17 protein-coding genes are annotated in these 16339 nt (G+C 36.8%); all 17 read right to left on the bottom strand.

Annotated elements, in window-relative coordinates:
• Positions 1–194 precede the first annotated feature (194 nt).
• A complete protein-coding gene (locus BQ7364_RS08955) occupies positions 195–644 on the bottom strand; it encodes a VanZ family protein (RefSeq protein ID WP_072684400.1) in 450 nt (149 codons plus the stop codon).
• Between the two features lie 47 nt (positions 645–691).
• Positions 692–886: a 4Fe-4S dicluster domain-containing protein gene (locus tag BQ7364_RS08950; RefSeq protein ID WP_072684399.1), complete on the bottom strand. Its 195-nt coding sequence runs from the start codon at positions 884–886 to the stop codon at positions 692–694.
• Positions 858–1850: a Coenzyme F420 hydrogenase/dehydrogenase, beta subunit C-terminal domain gene (locus BQ7364_RS08945; RefSeq protein ID WP_072684398.1), complete on the bottom strand. Its 993-nt coding sequence runs from the start codon at positions 1848–1850 to the stop codon at positions 858–860. Before BQ7364_RS08945 ends, BQ7364_RS08950 begins: the two co-directional genes overlap by 29 nt.
• Complete coding sequence (locus BQ7364_RS08940; RefSeq protein ID WP_072684397.1) at positions 1850–2857, bottom strand: Coenzyme F420 hydrogenase/dehydrogenase, beta subunit C-terminal domain; 1008 nt, start codon at positions 2855–2857, stop codon at positions 1850–1852. The genes BQ7364_RS08945 and BQ7364_RS08940 overlap by 1 nt, the downstream gene beginning before the upstream one ends.
• Before the next feature lie 19 nt (positions 2858–2876).
• Positions 2877–3887 carry an acyltransferase family protein gene (locus BQ7364_RS08935; protein ID WP_072684396.1) on the bottom strand — a complete coding sequence of 337 codons (1011 nt, stop codon included), beginning with the start codon at positions 3885–3887 and terminating at the stop codon, positions 2877–2879.
• Positions 3888–4084: 197 nt separating this feature from the next.
• A complete protein-coding gene (locus tag BQ7364_RS08930; protein WP_159432782.1) occupies positions 4085–4411 on the bottom strand; it encodes a hypothetical protein in 327 nt (108 codons plus the stop codon).
• A gap of 128 nt (positions 4412–4539) precedes the next feature.
• On the bottom strand, positions 4540–5223 hold the full coding sequence (locus tag BQ7364_RS08925) for a glycosyltransferase 61 family protein (protein WP_083538508.1): 684 nt from the start codon (positions 5221–5223) through the stop codon (positions 4540–4542).
• A complete protein-coding gene (locus BQ7364_RS17975) occupies positions 5198–5353 on the bottom strand; it encodes a hypothetical protein (protein ID WP_159432781.1) in 156 nt (51 codons plus the stop codon). Before BQ7364_RS17975 ends, BQ7364_RS08925 begins: the two co-directional genes overlap by 26 nt.
• A 73-nt stretch (positions 5354–5426) precedes the next feature.
• Positions 5427–6923, bottom strand: coding sequence for an MATE family efflux transporter (locus BQ7364_RS08920; RefSeq protein WP_072684393.1), 1497 nt, complete (start codon positions 6921–6923; stop codon positions 5427–5429).
• Positions 6924–6950: 27 nt separating this feature from the next.
• Entirely contained in the window at positions 6951–8045 is a 1095-nt protein-coding gene (locus tag BQ7364_RS08915; RefSeq protein ID WP_072684392.1) for a polysaccharide pyruvyl transferase family protein, read from the bottom strand.
• A complete protein-coding gene (locus BQ7364_RS08910) occupies positions 8035–9336 on the bottom strand; it encodes an O-antigen ligase family protein (RefSeq protein ID WP_072684391.1) in 1302 nt (433 codons plus the stop codon). Before BQ7364_RS08910 ends, BQ7364_RS08915 begins: the two co-directional genes overlap by 11 nt.
• Positions 9337–9377: 41 nt before the next feature.
• Complete coding sequence (locus BQ7364_RS08905; RefSeq protein WP_159432780.1) at positions 9378–10535, bottom strand: glycosyltransferase family 4 protein; 1158 nt, start codon at positions 10533–10535, stop codon at positions 9378–9380.
• A gap of 15 nt (positions 10536–10550) precedes the next feature.
• The gene (locus BQ7364_RS08900; RefSeq protein ID WP_200798780.1) at positions 10551–11720 is read right to left on the bottom strand and encodes a glycosyltransferase WbsX family protein; all 1170 of its coding nucleotides are present in this window, start codon (positions 11718–11720) and stop codon (positions 10551–10553) included.
• Between the two features lie 2 nt (positions 11721–11722).
• On the bottom strand, positions 11723–12847 hold the full coding sequence (locus BQ7364_RS08895) for a glycosyltransferase WbsX family protein (protein WP_072684389.1): 1125 nt from the start codon (positions 12845–12847) through the stop codon (positions 11723–11725).
• Positions 12848–12858: 11 nt separating this feature from the next.
• The gene (locus tag BQ7364_RS08890) at positions 12859–14055 is read right to left on the bottom strand and encodes a Coenzyme F420 hydrogenase/dehydrogenase, beta subunit C-terminal domain (RefSeq protein WP_083538507.1); all 1197 of its coding nucleotides are present in this window, start codon (positions 14053–14055) and stop codon (positions 12859–12861) included.
• Positions 14052–15212, bottom strand: coding sequence for a polysaccharide pyruvyl transferase family protein (locus tag BQ7364_RS08885; protein WP_072684387.1), 1161 nt, complete (start codon positions 15210–15212; stop codon positions 14052–14054). The genes BQ7364_RS08890 and BQ7364_RS08885 overlap by 4 nt, the downstream gene beginning before the upstream one ends.
• Before the next feature lie 20 nt (positions 15213–15232).
• On the bottom strand, positions 15233–16339 hold the full coding sequence (locus tag BQ7364_RS08880; RefSeq protein WP_072684386.1) for a glycosyltransferase family 1 protein: 1107 nt from the start codon (positions 16337–16339) through the stop codon (positions 15233–15235).

The following is a 16339-nucleotide window of genomic DNA, read 5'->3' as shown; positions in this document are numbered from 1 at the left end:
AGTCCATGATGATCTCATCATGTAAGCCCACCGGCTCCAGCTGCTTGATTCCACCGCCGAAGCGGGAGCCGATACCAGCTGCCATAAACAGTAATGTAGTGTTTTTCATATTATTTTTATCTCCTCTCGAATACCAGTCGCCATAGGCCATATCCGATCAAGCCGCCCGGTACATTCATGATCACATCATCCGTCTACAAATATCCTCGCTGCGTCACAAACTGTACAAGTTCAATGCCGACGCTGAGTCCAGTCAGCGCCAAAGTAACCGTGCGCAACCTGCGCAGCCTTCTATACACCAACGGCAGAAACACCCCTACAGGCAGAAAAATAATCATATTCTTAATCTCATATGCCCTGCTCTGCGCTGTTGTTCCCCAGGTGCTAAAGGGAATCAGTTCAGCAGCAATCCTGCTTCCCGGCTCCCGCGACAGCAGTGTTACCTGGAGCAAAACCGTGCCGTAAAAGGCCAGGAACATACTTTTACAGACCAGCGAAACAAACTCTTTCTGTTTCCCACCATCATCCCAGATTCGCCTGCGGTATAATACCGTTAAAGCCAAAGCAACACAAACCGCTGCAGCTATACCATATTTCACATAGGAAAATGTATCGTAGATATCATGCAAAATAAGCTCTATCATTTACCCAGCTTCCTTAACAAGATTTCAACCTATCTAGTTTCCAACCTTCACTCAGTTTTAAAAGGACACACTTTCAAACATTTATAGCAACGAATACATTTTTTTTCATCAATCTGCGGATACTCAAATCCCTCTTCATCTTCCACCATACTTATCGCCTCTTTAGGACAGATGGCAACGCAGGCGGTGCATCCGCAGCATTCTTCTATTCTTTTATACAATACAGGAATATCTTTTTCCACCTTTTACCACCAACTTCTTGATTTTTCTCTTAATCTTTCTCAAGAATGATTTAACATCATTCTTGAATCCAATGCCACCGTATTTCTTGGCAACATACTCAAATGACTTGTTTTCAAAGTCAATCCAAAATTGATTTCTATTTTCCGGTTTTGGAAATGGAGCTTTAAGAGGCGGCTGCATACTATCCTCTAGCTTTGTCTGCTTCCAAATCAGTCTCTCCTTTATTTTTTCAAAGATTTTTTCTCCAGCCTCATTATTTATTAGCACCAATGAAACGCCCTTGTTATCATCAAACTCTGGTGCGGCTTTCTCGATACCCCAGTAATCTGCAATTGTAATATCTCCTGGATGTATTACAGACTTATAAGGGCATTCATAGCAACTTGGCCGTAATACTGTATGTCCATAGAAGAGCTCTTTGAATACCCGGCTGCTTGTAAACTTTCCATTTTCAAAATGAAGCGTTTCCACATGGTCATGCCATCCAAAATCTTTTTTATTACGAAAGTCTACGCTTGCAATTTTAGAATGATTTTTCTGCTCTTGCCAGCGCAGATATGCGTTCCAAACCTTTTGGCTTGGTACTCCGTGGCAAACAATGTCCACACAGAAAAGGTTATCATATTCTTTTCCAAGATATTTTTTCAATCCTTCCACCTGACAGGAAGTTCCAGAAAAAAGTACACTCTTCTGAGCATCGAGATCTGCCTTGACACTTTTAAATGTATCACCTAGTTTACTTTGGATATATTTTGAGCCACGCATTCGATTGCGATCTTCTTCATTATCAGCACGAATATGTACAGCGTTAAAATCATCCATCAAAACACATCCGTAAATCACTCCGCAATTGGATAATACTTGATCCGACAGAGCTGTAAAAATACCGCCGGATCTGGAAGCCGCTCTTGTTGCTTCGTCTTTATGTTTTACTGCATACACTTTAGGCTGCTTCCAGTTCATTACGCTGCCCTCCTTTCGGAGTAATCAGCATAACAGGTACTACTTTCTGTGTACCCCCCCCTCAAAATTTTGAGGAGTTTATTCTTTACTTTTGTTTTCATTGGAACTGTTCCATATTTCTTCATGACGAAATCAATTCCTTTCCTTTGATAATCGTTCCAAAACTCTTCTCTTTGCTCAGACTTCTTGGTCGGTGCTTCAAGGTTCGCCTGCCAACATTGTGTTGTATTACTCAATCTACAATCCAAGTCTCCCTGAATCTTTACAAACAGCTCTTCACCTCGATTTGTATGAATCAAGAATAACGAATTGCCGTTAGGGTTATAGAAGTCTGGAATCGTCTCCTCAATATGCCAGAAATCGCCAATGGTTATATCTGTTTTTCTTTCTGTGGTAGCATAAGGACATTCATAACAGGACGGCCGCAATGCACACCGATTATAAAACACTTTCACATAATCTTTAATCGACTTCTCTGCTCCATTGACTTTCACATAAGCTGTTGGAGATTTCCAACCGTTGCGCTTATCTTTGAAAGTGAGGTATGTTATTTCTCCGTCCTTCTCCTGAATCGACTCTGCATATTCTCTCCACAGCATTGGATTTGGTGAGCCATGACAGATAATATCTACGATGTACACTCGATCACGAATTCCTTTTATTTCGCTGAACTTCCGAAATCCATCAGACTGGCACCCCATACCAACAAAGAGCAACTCTTTTTCTGGGTTCTCCATCAGCCAATTGTAAGCTTCCCGATAAATATCACCGGGCTTGCTTTGCATATATTTTGAACCTTTTGCTCTTTCACGCTGATTCTTATTCAGAATCATCTGGAATTCTGCAGTGTGGTTCTCGTAATTATAGATTGCTGCCACCATAGCGTTACCATTTTCCAGAAAGAAGTCAGAAAGTGCAGTAAATGCGCCACCAGAAGAACTGCTCCTCATGGCAGATTCGTCTTTTAACCTTCCTGCATATACTATTGTATCTATCAAATCTACCATAAGCTGTTCCTCCTACGTATTATTTTCTTCTAATTGCGATCTTAAACTTCTGCAGAACGATAAGGAATATAAGCGTTGCAAAATAAACCACAATCGGTGCAACATATTTGTAAATTGATTTTATCCCAAGTTTACCTGTTATCATTGCAAAGACCGTAATAAAAATCGGATGTATAATGTAAAGCCATGTGGAATACTTTCTTCCAATCACAGCCAATTCCTTATTATGCCAATTACTCTTGAGAGTATATACAAAGAGACAGATTGCTAAAAAAGTCGTGCTGATATAATGATCTCTTGTTGCGTTCAATCCAGCGTTTTCCAAAACAAATCTTTCTGCAAGGCTGGTTATCGCAAACACAAAAATCAATAACCGAAGTGTTTCCCCATTCCATTTTTCAGAACACTGTTTTTCTCTGATGAGATTTCCAATACAGAAATACGGTATTCCTACACAAAGGAAATTTCTAACCAAAATGTACAGAAACTCCCGATGGAAAATGAGCAGCGAATACTTTCCAAACATCAAGTCTACAATGAGCAGAACCGGAGTCAAATAGTACAGAATCTTTCGGCAGTTGAACTTATCCATCAACAAAACAATCACCAACACATAAAGGATTGCTCCTAAATACCAAAGATGTCCTGCCAACGGTGATTCATTCAAAACTAAAAACTCAAGTATGTTCCTACCAGTAAAAATCGACCGAACATAGGTTACTATGCTGTCTCTTCTGAGAATATCGAGAGCAATATTCCAAACAAAGAAAAGTATATTCGCCTCTACAACCAAGCAGAATATCTTCTTGATTTGTTGCTTCTCCTTATGCCTTGCAACGGTATCTGAATAAAAGTATCCTGTAATCATAAAGAAAATAGGAACTGCTATTCTGGTCAGTGACGTAAAATATGCACCGACTCTTCCCGGAAACGGAACATGAATACAAACAATTAGGAAAGCGCATATTACTTTCAAAATGTCAATATTATCTGCTCTGCTCTGCTCTGCTCTGCTCTGCTCTGCTCTCAAGATTTTATCCCTTTCTTAAACCACTCGTCAACTCTCTCATGTATCATTATTTGCATCATATTCGTATCGAACTACATCTTAACCATTCAAAGAATTTACCTACTGCCCAGCACATAGAGGTGCGCAACTTGAGCCACCACCGTGTAATATGTATCACACAGTTTAAGCCCAAACATATTCACATTAAAACTAGGAACTTATTTTCCAAGTAATTTCTTTATCGCTTTTTTAAGATGTTGCTTTATAACCACTAAGCTAATCACCTCTCCAAATTGCTTTCTATAATAATAATACAATTCGTGAGGTTCTGTTCCTTCTATGCTCGGTCTTGATATACCAGAAATTTCCCCCGCCATACCTGCATCGGTTTTGCAGAGTTCTTTCCCTGTATAGGTATTAAAATAAACAACAATGTACTTTATAAGATCATGGAGTCTTATATGCCCTTCGGTTTTACTAACAGATTTAGGCACAGTAAAATTCATATCCTCAGCAAATTCTCTAAGATGTTCATTAAACACCATCCAATAGGGACCCTTATCTGCGGAATTAGGAAAGAACGAAGCGTGGCAATCGATATAAATCACTTTTGCTCCTGATAATTCATTTATCGGAAACTGGTTAACATTAATTCTATAGGTCCTATTCAAAATCACGAATTCTGTATTACTGTCTGAAAACAAGAGGTTAGTGGTATAGTGCCCGATATTCCCGCCATTTTTTTACATGTGCTAAAGTAAAAAAGCTGTTCCTTTAAAGATAACTTCTCTGGTGAAAGTACCTTATATCCATTTGCTTCAAACAGTTCTTCTATTACTTTTTCTCCCGTTTCTGTCTTCCTAGCCTTTTTCAATTTCGTTCTTGTCCAATAAATTTTTTCATACCGCTGATATGACAAATTTAATTTCTCAATCTTTGAATTCATATAATCAAAGATACTTTTATATTCGGCATAATAAGGATATGGGCGCTCATATGATGTCTGTGGAATAATTATATTTGTAAATTCAGTGGGGGATTTAATACAAATAACTCTCTTTGTATCAATGCCAAATACATTTAAAAACTCGGCATAAACTCCATCAATTTCTTGATTTCCAATCGAAATATATACCAACTTTAAATCCGAATCATTATTAATTAAATGCCAAAGCCGAGGAACAAAATCGACAAGGAAATGTCCCCACTGTTTTATAAATAGTCCCAAATAAACCGCTGTTTCATTGATTTTACTCACTTTCATCACTTCGTATGGGCGCTCCATTATATGCTCAGCATGAAGTGCCGACTCTTCAATGTACTCTCCGCGGTTATTTAGTACCCCCCCCCCGGCCATTTAGGAACGGCAAAACAATCGCATCTACATATTCTTTTGCTTCTAGCTTTCCATTTAAAAAATGTGGTTTTTCAGCCAGTCTTTTAAATTCATCAACAAATTGCTCATCCATATATTTAGTATTGTACATACCCTTTTCTCCTATTCATTGCAAAGTCTAATAGTCCGTATCATTTCATTCAAATAATAGATAACATAAATATTTAATATTTTTTCTTTTTTAGTCCAACTCTTTTTATTAGTGATTTGAATGTCTGCCTATCTAGGAAATAAGCCACCACACCATAAGCCAGCGAAACAAACAAAAATGTAACCACTCCGTATAATATAAATTGTATAAAGCTCTCAATTGCCAATGGTTTAATCACAAAAGCAAAAGATATAGAAAAATACAATGCCAAATACGCTATAATTTTAAAGCAACTCTTTCGAATTGATCTCTTTAAAATCACAACATTTCCAAGATACGTTAAATATATAAGTTTAAAAAGCAGCGAAATTGCCGTTGCTAAAGTTATTCCATAAAGTCCCATTTTAGGAGCCAATATCACAGACAGTACAATATTTGATACCGCCTCTGCCACCGATATTTTAGATACAATTTTTGCATATCCAGCAATACCAGTTAGGTTTCCAGACACATATCGATCCCATGAGAGAATTTGTATCAATCCAAAAAGAATCGGTAAATAAATATATATATAATTTGTATCTGTCACGCCCTTTGTGTATAGGCGTACAAATGGAATTCCAAGCACTGAACAGCAACTCATTAAAATAGCAGCGCCAGTCATAAACATCAATTCGAATTCATCGTGTACCTGTTCATATTTACGCAAACTTTCACTGTATGTCTGTCCTAACAAATATATCAAACTTGTATATACAGAATTCATTAAACCTGAAATATTGGAATATACAAGATTATAAACAGAATACACACTTGATAAAGCCGTGCTAAAAAGTATTGACAGCAAAATCATATCCGTTGATGAAAAAACAGTCCACGCTATTTCGGTTAAGACATATGCATTTTTATCCGGTAATTCAAAGTTTTCATACGATTTCAAATCATACTTTATCCAGCCATAATTTTTTTTAATGTACCATTTATAAATCGCCAACTGAATCAGTGATACGCAGAAGAATCCAAACTGAATTGCTACAATATTAACTTTCATACAGGCCAAGACAATTTTAACACCATATGTAAGCAGTTTAGTAATCAATGTGATATTTGCCTGTACATAGCCTTTTCCTTCTGCCATTAGTAATTGCATCCAGTTCTCAGTGAACATAAATCGAATTACACCTGACATACCCTCAAAAAAAACTACAGCAAAAACAGTTTTTGCCGAAAGTTCTGTTTTAAGCACAAATGGAAGTAGTGCTGCCATAAGAATCACAACTCCGGCATAGTATTTCGTAATCTTCCAATAATATTTTCTTGAAACTGACAGGATTCTACAAATTCCGTCTTTATCTTTTTCTGTGATTGGCTTATACAATGCATTTTTAGTAGATTGCCCTATTCCAGCTTCTAGCAACGCCACATAACTAAAAATCTGAGTTAATGTATTTGTCAATCCATTTGTATCTGAGCCATAATTGGTAATCATAATTCTTGGGACAATTAATCCCAATGCAATGATTATCAATTGTGTCATCAATCCTGTTATTGCATTTTTCTTTGCTCGCATTAGTTAATTATAGTCCTCCAAAAATCTTTATACATGTTCTTTCGGCTTTATGTTATCTTTCAGATATCTAATGGACTGCTGTTTCAATTCCTTTAGCCCTTTATACTCAGCTTTTTCCAGATCAAAAATATCGTTACCTTTTTCATCCTTATAGAAGAACTCTGGAGATTTCAGAATTGAAAGCAATGATTCGACACGACCTTTGCCATTTTCATACCCATGAAACACAACTTTTTTCTTAAAGATTGATGAGAATGCAACAGCATGAAAAGAATTTGTACAAATATAAGCCGCATTGTTAATCAGCCACACGAATTCTTTCGGACCAATTTTATACAATTGATTTTCTATCATAAAAGAGCGATTTCCATTCGGATGGATAGAAAGCACTGGGATTCCATAATCCTTTCCTACTTTCTTCGCAGCTCTAATTAATTTTTCGTCTTTACGCAATGCATAATACAAAATATACTTTTCAGGTATATTTTCAACTGGTTTCCGTGCGATGTTTATCCAACAATCCTTATCTAACAGAAAGACCGGATCACATACCACATCTGCGTTACTCACGCCATTATCACTTAATATTTTCACGCCACTTTGCTCTCTAACAGATAATGCATCAAAAGCATTCAAATATTTTTTAATAAACTGGCTTATAGAATTCAGATCATTATCAGCACCAAAACTTGCTGCATAGGCAATTTTTTTTACAGTTTTATCTACAAAATCTCCAAAATAAATGCTATCGCTATTTGTAATACCTAGATTCCAAATCTGATCGCTGCCGTAAATTACTGCATCAGCCCGGTTTAAGACATTTTTCGCCAAATCTATATCTGACGTATTCTCATTAGCACATTTTAAATCATTTTTTCTGAAATTTGAAAAAAATTCAAACTGTTTTCTTTTATATGGAATGGCTCTAGCCCTTCGTATTATTTCACGCGGGTGTATTCCACAGGAAAAAGGATTTAATGAATACAGCTTTTTTAAATGTTCAGGCTCATAATTCAAAAACTCCACATTTCCATACTGACTCAAATGTGCTTGTAATGCATACGCTTGGAGAACCGCACCATAATTATTAGCAAAATGAAATGTTACAATCTTAAGATTCATATGCTGTTAACTCCTTGACCTTTCTATAATAATATTCTCCAAATGCGCATCCAAAAATATAAGGAAAAAGAAACGGCGCATCATAAAGAGGATTTCCTGTAAGACTGTATAACAGGAAAAATGCTTGTATGTAAACTGAATATAGTAGCAACGACTCATTAATACCACCCAGTTTTTGTACTCTGGTCTGTTTCAATGCATTCCAAGCATGTAAAAATGAAACAATAAAAAATGCAAAAAATGCCAAACTAAAAAACAATCCCTCTTCACACAAAAGCTGCAAATAAACATTGTGTACGTTAAGCCACTCTCCAAAAGTAGCATTATAATAATAAGTAAACCCGTTCCATCCGATTCCTGACAAAATATTCCGTAAAAACAAACTCAATGCCAGAAGCATTCTCGCATTTCGCCCCAGCGAACTATCTTCCAACTGCGACATATAAATAAATCGCCTAATAACTGGTACAGCATCAGGTGCAATCTCTACAATTAAAACTAGAGCTATACCGCCAACTGCTATCAATGTTAGTGTTTTCATTAGACGGCTTTTCGGTTTATCAGAATTGTATACATAATATGCCGTCAACAAGCATACCAAAGCGAATACACAATGTGCCCTTTTTCCTGTAAGAATCAATACAAATAAAATAAATGCTGTAAGAGCGATATTAATTTTATTCATAATCGGTTTTCCTTTAAACCTTCTATCCGTCAGGCGAATAAAAGCTGCTCCAAGTGCAACCGACATATACATGGCATTTGTACTATAGTGAGGTGTAAGTCCAACTGCATAACCATTTCTTACGCAATACAGTAAAGTCGATTCGTAACCAAATGAAACAAACAGTGGCATGACATATTTCATGTACACATTTGGCAAAAGGTATAAAACAAATGAAGTAACCGCATGAAACAAACCACCATAAAACAGAAGGTTTGTTGCTATTTCCATCCATCGATTATCATTTTTTGAGACCAAATAGAACAAGAAAATAGACACTGTCGCCACGGTATTAATGTACGACCCATTCTTTATGTCGGCATTGTTAAAGATAAGCGCAACCAACATAATCACAACAAGAAGGTCGACTGGCTTTATCGTCTTAATTTTTCTGATTTTAGGGAACCCAGTATTAGCTATGCAACCGAGCACAGCTGCACCTAGAAGAGCTGCAATAATATTTTGCCATGTTCCAAAAATATAGCTGGCCAGTCCACTGGTATACAAATAAATCACATATATTAAGACAGATAAATACCTGCATATTTTTTTATATCCTATCTTCATTGTCTCATTTTCATCCTTCCAGCGGTACCTTTTTGATCATATTAGATTTCTTTTATCATCTCTTGATATATTCTCATGCCACAATTTCCATTTGTGTACTGCACCGCATATTTCTGCGCTCTTACAGCTGTTTCATACATATTTTCTCGGTTTTCTTGAATCTTATAAATACATTCAAATAGCTTATGATAATCCCCAGACGGATAAAGATATCCTGTTTTGCCGTTATTGATAAGTTCTGAATTCGCTCCAGCATCAGTTGCCACAACAACTAATCCTCCAAGCATTGCCTCTATGGTAACACGTCCAAACGCCTCACTTTTAGATGCAACCACCGCAATATGCATTTTTTTTCTAAGTGTATTCATATCTTCAACAAAACCAAGGAAATGAACTTTCTCGTTCAATTGATTGTCAGCCACATATTTTCTTAGCTTTTGCGTATAGGATTCATCGCCTTTTCCAGCGATATATAGATTTGCCTTTACTCCCACTTTGCACAATTCATTAAAGGCTTTTAGAACATCAATCTGACCTTTGCCTTCTTGCAAAATACCTGCAATTAATATGTTAAGAGAATCGCCTCTAAACTTTTCATAGTTAAAATTTAACAGATACTCATTCGACACATCATCATAGATTGTAACCATCTTTTCAGATGGGACCCCTTTACTTTCATAGTAATTTTTCAAAGCCTTAGATATCACGATCATTTTGGTCGTATATCTTTCAATAAATTTTTTAAATGTCGCAAAACCTAAAATATATCCATTACCATGATCCAAATCTCCAAATTCACGGACATGCCAAAAATGGGGAATCCTATAAATTGCGTTGAGCATTGCGCCAAAGAAGATAGTGTTAGTATTAGTGTATACGATATCTATTTTTTCTTCTCTCAAGGTCTTTTTAAATTTCAATGCCTCTATGTAAGTTTTTATCTGCTTAAAGCGCCCCCAAGTAAAGGATTTGAATTTACTTTTGGTGGATGCATTTAGCTTGTAGTCCCATCTTGTATAAGGAACATACAACACTTTTACGCCTTGCTCCCGCAAGTACTCAATCGCTGATCCATCTTTAACCGGAAATGTCGCAATAATTCGAGCGCCTTTTTCCGAAAACACTTCCAACATGTCCAGTAACGACTTTACTCCACCATTATTTTTTTCATTAAAGTGAAAGCAAAACAATACCGTCATACATTTTCCCATCCCTTAGTTTTCTTTGTTATAAGATTTAATCGCCAATTGCAATTGCTCAAGGTAAGCAAAGCCATGCTTTTCGTCCGGTTCCAAATATGCTCCCTCCGCCCACTCATTCCAAGCATTAATAAAGACAAGCGGAAGATCATTCTTTTCTCTCATCTGATTAAAGAGGTTTTTTGCGCACTTTCCAAATTTTTCTGGATTTCCACCTTTAAAAACAAAGCCATTTTTTCGCCTTGCGGTATTATCCCAGTCTGTAAACAAACCCTGCACAATCTTTCTGGAATGTGGACCATTCAAGATATCTGTGCATTCTTTATCATAGCTAAAAATTGACAACGGCTTATCATTTCCGACCACTTTTTTTCTACTTTTTACAAAGGCATAGATTGGCTTTTCTAATCTGACTTCCTTTAGAATTTGATAAGCAATCTGGCGACGTTTAATTTTATTTAAATCTTTTTCCGCGTACTGCTTTGAAAAGTAAGGCTCAAATTTAATTTGATAATCAAAATCTCTATCATTGTAAGACGGTGAAAAATACCATCCAGAATTCTGGATCATTAAGCAAATCCGATTGAAACCAAACTTTTTAATCTCCGACTGCCAATAAGTTACCATACGATGCAGATCCGGAATCTCTTCAGGTTTATAAATGAGAAAAACTGGATCCCCATTTAATGTAATATATCGTTCGTCCTTAAAAAACTGAACCATATAAAGCAAATGTTTTTTCCAATCATCTTCTGTGCCGTAATTCTGCTCCGCAATAATCTCCTGATTACCGCCATCCCATCTCTTACTCCAGTTCTCATTTGCCCAAGACATACAGAATGGGATATCAACATCTTTATTTTGCAGCATTTGCTCTAGTGGTTTTTCAAGCAGCTTCTTTCCATCTTTAAACCAGTAGTGATAGTAGCAAAAACCAAACACACCATACTTCTTCGCTAAATTTGCCTGCCAAATTTTAACATTGTCATCTAACAAGTTATAATAGTTTTCATTTAGCGGAACCTTTGGCTGGTAATGTCCCTCAAATAGCGGAGTAGCCTTTTTTGTATTTACCCATTCCGTAAATCCTTTCCCCCAAAATTTGTCGTTTTCCGGAATAGCGTGATACTGAGGTAAATAAAATGCAATTGTTTTAATTTTATTATCTGATAATATCTCTGCCATTTTTAGTTCTCACTTTCCAATTCATCAACGCATGATTTGATTGCATCTAAATACCCATACTGATTTTTCATATCAGGCTCTAAATATCCACCTTCTGACCATTCATTCCATGCAAAAATGAAAATATAGTCAGACTTGTATTCGTCCCGCGCTTTTTTCAGCTGTTTTCCAAAATACTCTTTAAACTTCTCAGGCGTTGCACCAGTCAACACGCGACCTTTTTCTTTATATCTCGGCGTATTATCCCAGTCCACAAATGCCCCTGGAATCATTCCAGGCTCTGCTTTTCTATTTAGAACTGTATTCCATACTTCATCATACGATAATTTCTGCAGGTTTGCCTTTTTAGCAGACTTAAAGCTCTTTAAATGATCCCTTGCCCATGTCTGTACATTCTGCTTAATAACGCTCATCTGCTTCTGCATCCAAGAGCTCATATCATAAAACGCAAAGCCTGGCTGATATTCAATCTGGTATTTGAACATTGACTTATCGACGCTCTTCTCAGCATAAAAAGAAACATGCTGTGCTGCAAAAACCAGCCCGTCAAAGCCTTCTTCTTGAGTACGTTTATTATAATAAGCCAATCTTGCACTCAGCTCTGTAATATACTGTGGCCGATAAATCACAAAAAGCGGCTTATTAGCCTCCTTTATGTATCTCTCGTCCTTAAAGAACGGAAGCAAATACTGGAAATGTCTCTCCCATTCTTCTTTATCACCGTACTCCTGTTTGATTAAGGTCTTTCGATCAGACTCAGTTTCCGCAGCCCAAGCATTTGTCCATGTTTCGTTTGCCCAGCAAAAGCAAAACGGTAAATCACAGTTTTTATCTTTCAGATAAATCTCCATAGGCTTTTCAAGAAGCATCTTGCTTCCAAACCAATAGTGGTAGCAGCAGAAACCGTATACGCCGTGTTCTTTCGCAATTTCGGTCTGCCACTCCAGAGTTTTCTCATCTAAAAGATTATAATAATTATTGTTGAGCGGAATTCTTGGCTGATTATGTCCTTCAAAAAGTGGTTTGGCAGCTTTCATGTTATTCCACTCGGTAAAGCCTTGTCCCCACCACTCATTATTTTCTGGCGTTTCATGGAACTGTGGCAGATAGAATGCAATTACTTTCATTTCTTCTTCCTTTACTTTTTAATCTTTGTAAGTAGCTTTTTAATCTTCAAATTTTTACTCAGGCTTGTGCTAACCATTGCCCGTTTAACCATATCCATAATGGCTTCTTTTTTAGAATATGGAATATACTTATCAATTAATTCTGTATATGAAAGTTTTCCATAATCACTCCAAAATTCTGCACGAGCCTTATTTTTTACTGCGGATTCATAGATCATGTCTCCGTCATTCTTATTCGTAACCGCTGTTTCCGTTTTTACAGCAGTAACTTGAGCCTCGATTTGTTTCCACAAATCAATTGCCTTTTGTGTGCGAATATACACATTGGACAGCCCCATATCATCATCTTTAAAGCCATACTGTCCAGCTGACTTAAAAGAATCAAATAGTGTAAAATCACTCACACGATCTTCTTCTTTAAAACTGCAGGCATAGCAAGATGGCCGTGATGCAAACCCGGCAAACCATAATCTCGGATAAGATTTCACCACTCGTCTGCTGTGAATTAGCTTTCCATTTGAAAAGCGAACTGCAATCGTGGACAAGTGATGCCCTAAGACCTTGCTTCTAAAATATATGTTCTGAATATCACTTTCGTATTTTTCTGAGAGTGCAGCCTTATAGTCTTCAAACAGCTTTGGCGATGGAACGCCATGACAAACCAAATCAAGGAGAATTAGATTTTCGTCTTCTCTATTAATATAAGCTCTAAGTCCTGCTACTTGACAAGGCGTACCAGAGAACAAAACGACTCTATCTGCTTTCAAATACTTGTCCACCTGTTTAAATGTATCACCTAAATCACTTTGCACGTACTTGGACATTCTCAATTTTTCTAAATCTGCTTCATGTTCTATAGCTATATGCTTAACCCTAAGTTTTTCATCATATGCCGCACCAAAAACTACGCCATTCTTCTCTAAGACATAGTGAGCTATGACGCTAAACAGACCACCTGATGCACTTGCTTCACGCTGATTCTTATTATTATTCATAGCGATATAAGAGGCTACTACTGAATTTTTCTTTTGCTTATTCGTGATAGGACATGTCTTTACACATTTTCCGCATTCCACGCACCGATTTCTATCAATAACTGGATATTTAAATCCTTCCTCATTGGTACACATTGATATTGCTTCTTTCGGACAACAGACCATACAAGCTGTGCAGCCCGAGCAGTGGTCTTTCTCAACTAATTTAATCATTCCTGTGCACCCTTTAAGCACTTTATGGCTCTTTCAAAATACTCTCGTGAACTTTTTCTAAAATCATTTAGCCTCTTATTGACATCAGACCAGTCCACTTGATATGCGAGTGCTACTTCCGGAGTAATTGAGTTTTCAAACAAGCGATTGGACAAACCAACGATTGAAAGAATATTTTTTACCCTCGAATTCATAGAGCTTTTCTGGCTATCTGAAAATCTCTTAAACGTAAAGAAGTTCTTATTATACATTATCGAGAAAATCGTTCCATGAAAAGAATCCGTACATACATATGTGGCGTATCTAATAAAATTGACAAACTCTTTTGGCCCGACTTCTAAATAGTCAATATCGCCAAAGTCATCATCACTTTTAATATACTCATCAATGTGTTTAACTGCTAAGATTTTGCATCCCGTTTTCTGTGCTAATTTTTTTGCAAACTCTCGTTGGCTTGGATTATTTCCAATAAAATAGCAGAAAATATACTTTTCACTCACAAACGGACAATCTCCACTAAGCTCGTCCCATCTCTTCCGGTCTGTCAGCACAGTAGGATCACAACAGACTTCAGCCTTTTTTCCCGTCAATTTTTCAACAATCTCTGCCCCCTGTTTTTCTCTAACCGAGATCATATTGAATCGAGACAGGTATTCTTTCGTCTTTTTTACTTGGCTCGCAGGTATCTCGGATACACCGAAGCTCGAAGCATATGTTACTTTGGGACGATGAGAATCCACCCAAGTTAATGTATAATAATCCCCACCAAGTAACATTGGATTCCACACCTGATCGCTTCCCAAAATGAAAGCATCAAATTTCTTTGTGTAGTCAACAAGCTGTTTTCTGCCACTTAAGCACGGTGTAAATACAAAATTATCTTTGAGAAAATTCGAAAAAGCTCTATTCCTTCCAGAAATAATCGGTTTTAATTTCGGATTAGTTTTTCCTTCAAGTACACGCCAGACATCTTTCGTCTTTGCCATGAGGAGCGGCAGATTAAATATTCTAAGAGCCTGCTTAACAACATTACGCTTTTTATAATAGATCAATTCATTATCAATCCCTGCTGCAAACAGCTCCTGCTGCAAGGCATATGCTTGCAATATACTTCCATAGTTATAGTTTCTCACCGAAACTAGACCAACTTTTTTCATCTTTCCGCCCTCTAGCTTTCTTAATTCTCCAAATACTTCTTTATATAAAACTCTTGTAAATATTCCGCAACATCATGCACGTCATATCCCGCAGCTCGAATTTTATCGATTTCTGCTTTTCTCTTCGGCTTCGTCACTTCGAGAATTTTTTTTGCCCATGCATCTGCCGAATAATCCAGCGACATATAATGGAATTGATTCGTTACCGCAGCTTCTTTTGGAATAACATCAGATCCAACTACTGGCAAACCAGAACACTGTGCTTCTATTGCAACAATACCAAGCCCCTCAAAAAGTGATGGAAACACAAAACAATCCATCACCTGATACAGGCTTGCAATGTCTTTTCTAACCCCTAGAAAAGAAACACGTTCTTCCAAACCATACTCTCGAACTTGTTCCTTTATCCTTTCAAAGGTTTCTCCAGCACCAATCAACAACAAAACCGCATTATTTTCTATATCAGCGATTTTCTTGAAAACATCTATTAAAAATTTATGATTTTTCTGTTCGCAGAACCTTCCTGCATGACCAATGACTATTTTATCCTCAATACCGAGTTCTTTTCTCAGCCGATTTCTTTCATCTTCATTGTAAACAAAATTATTTACAATGATTGCATTCTTCAGAACAATAAACTTTTTATTTGCAAACATAAACTCACCTGCTGTTTGTGAACAAGCAAAGTAATCTGTTGCAAATACTTTATATCGTTTCAAGAGAAGTCCCTTAATTTTCCCCTTGAGTGTATCTTCTGTTGCTGAATTATGACTGTGTGCAACACGCACAGGAACTCCATTCCTTTTTGCAGCCTTAAAATAAAACTGTCCTAGACTTTCCATATGTCCATGTACAATCTTATATTCTGGATGTGCCTTAAAAAACACATCCAGATCTTTCAAATATTTTATAAAATTGTTGTCGTCGCGCACTGATAACTTATATATTCTTCCGCCCAAACTTCTGATTTCATCATCATAAAAGTAGTTTCCGGTATAATGAACCAGAAAGTCAAACTGGACTTTAGTCCTATCTATATTTCTATAGATGTTCATAATTAATGTTTCAAGTCCGCCTGCCTGCATATTAGGCACAATATGTAAAACTCTTATCAGTTCCTTTTCCAT

The organism is Holdemania sp. Marseille-P2844 (genome assembly GCF_900120005.1).
In the GTDB taxonomy this organism is placed as follows: Bacteria; Bacillota_I; Bacilli_A; order Erysipelotrichales; family Erysipelotrichaceae; genus Holdemania.
The sequence above is the reverse complement of the archived record's forward strand: the minus strand, read 5'-3'. Positions and strand labels throughout refer to the sequence as shown.

Excerpts from the sequence above, each read along its gene's own strand:
- BQ7364_RS08880 (WP_072684386.1), bottom strand. The coding sequence starts at position 16,339 with ATGGAAAAGGAACTGATAAGAGTTTTACATATTGTGCCTAATATGCAG.
- BQ7364_RS08900 (WP_200798780.1), bottom strand. The coding sequence starts at position 11,720 with ATGGCAGAGATATTATCAGATAATAAAATTAAAACAATTGCATTTTAT.
- BQ7364_RS08915 (WP_072684392.1), bottom strand. The coding sequence starts at position 8,045 with ATGAATCTTAAGATTGTAACATTTCATTTTGCTAATAATTATGGTGCG.
- BQ7364_RS08930 (WP_159432782.1), bottom strand. The coding sequence starts at position 4,411 with ATGGTGTTTAATGAACATCTTAGAGAATTTGCTGAGGATATGAATTTT.
- BQ7364_RS08955 (WP_072684400.1), bottom strand. The coding sequence starts at position 644 with ATGATAGAGCTTATTTTGCATGATATCTACGATACATTTTCCTATGTG.
- BQ7364_RS08890 (WP_083538507.1), bottom strand. The coding sequence starts at position 14,055 with ATGATTAAATTAGTTGAGAAAGACCACTGCTCGGGCTGCACAGCTTGT.
- BQ7364_RS08910 (WP_072684391.1), bottom strand. The coding sequence starts at position 9,336 with ATGAAGATAGGATATAAAAAAATATGCAGGTATTTATCTGTCTTAATA.
- BQ7364_RS08945 (WP_072684398.1), bottom strand. The coding sequence starts at position 1,850 with ATGAACTGGAAGCAGCCTAAAGTGTATGCAGTAAAACATAAAGACGAA.
- BQ7364_RS08905 (WP_159432780.1), bottom strand. The coding sequence starts at position 10,535 with ATGACGGTATTGTTTTGCTTTCACTTTAATGAAAAAAATAATGGTGGA.
- BQ7364_RS08885 (WP_072684387.1), bottom strand. The coding sequence starts at position 15,212 with ATGAAAAAAGTTGGTCTAGTTTCGGTGAGAAACTATAACTATGGAAGT.
- BQ7364_RS08895 (WP_072684389.1), bottom strand. The coding sequence starts at position 12,847 with ATGAAAGTAATTGCATTCTATCTGCCACAGTTCCATGAAACGCCAGAA.
- BQ7364_RS17975 (WP_159432781.1), bottom strand. The coding sequence starts at position 5,353 with ATGTACAATACTAAATATATGGATGAGCAATTTGTTGATGAATTTAAA.
- BQ7364_RS08940 (WP_072684397.1), bottom strand. The coding sequence starts at position 2,857 with ATGGTAGATTTGATAGATACAATAGTATATGCAGGAAGGTTAAAAGAC.
- BQ7364_RS08925 (WP_083538508.1), bottom strand. The coding sequence starts at position 5,223 with ATGGCCGGGGGGGGGGTACTAAATAACCGCGGAGAGTACATTGAAGAG.
- BQ7364_RS08920 (WP_072684393.1), bottom strand. The coding sequence starts at position 6,923 with ATGCGAGCAAAGAAAAATGCAATAACAGGATTGATGACACAATTGATA.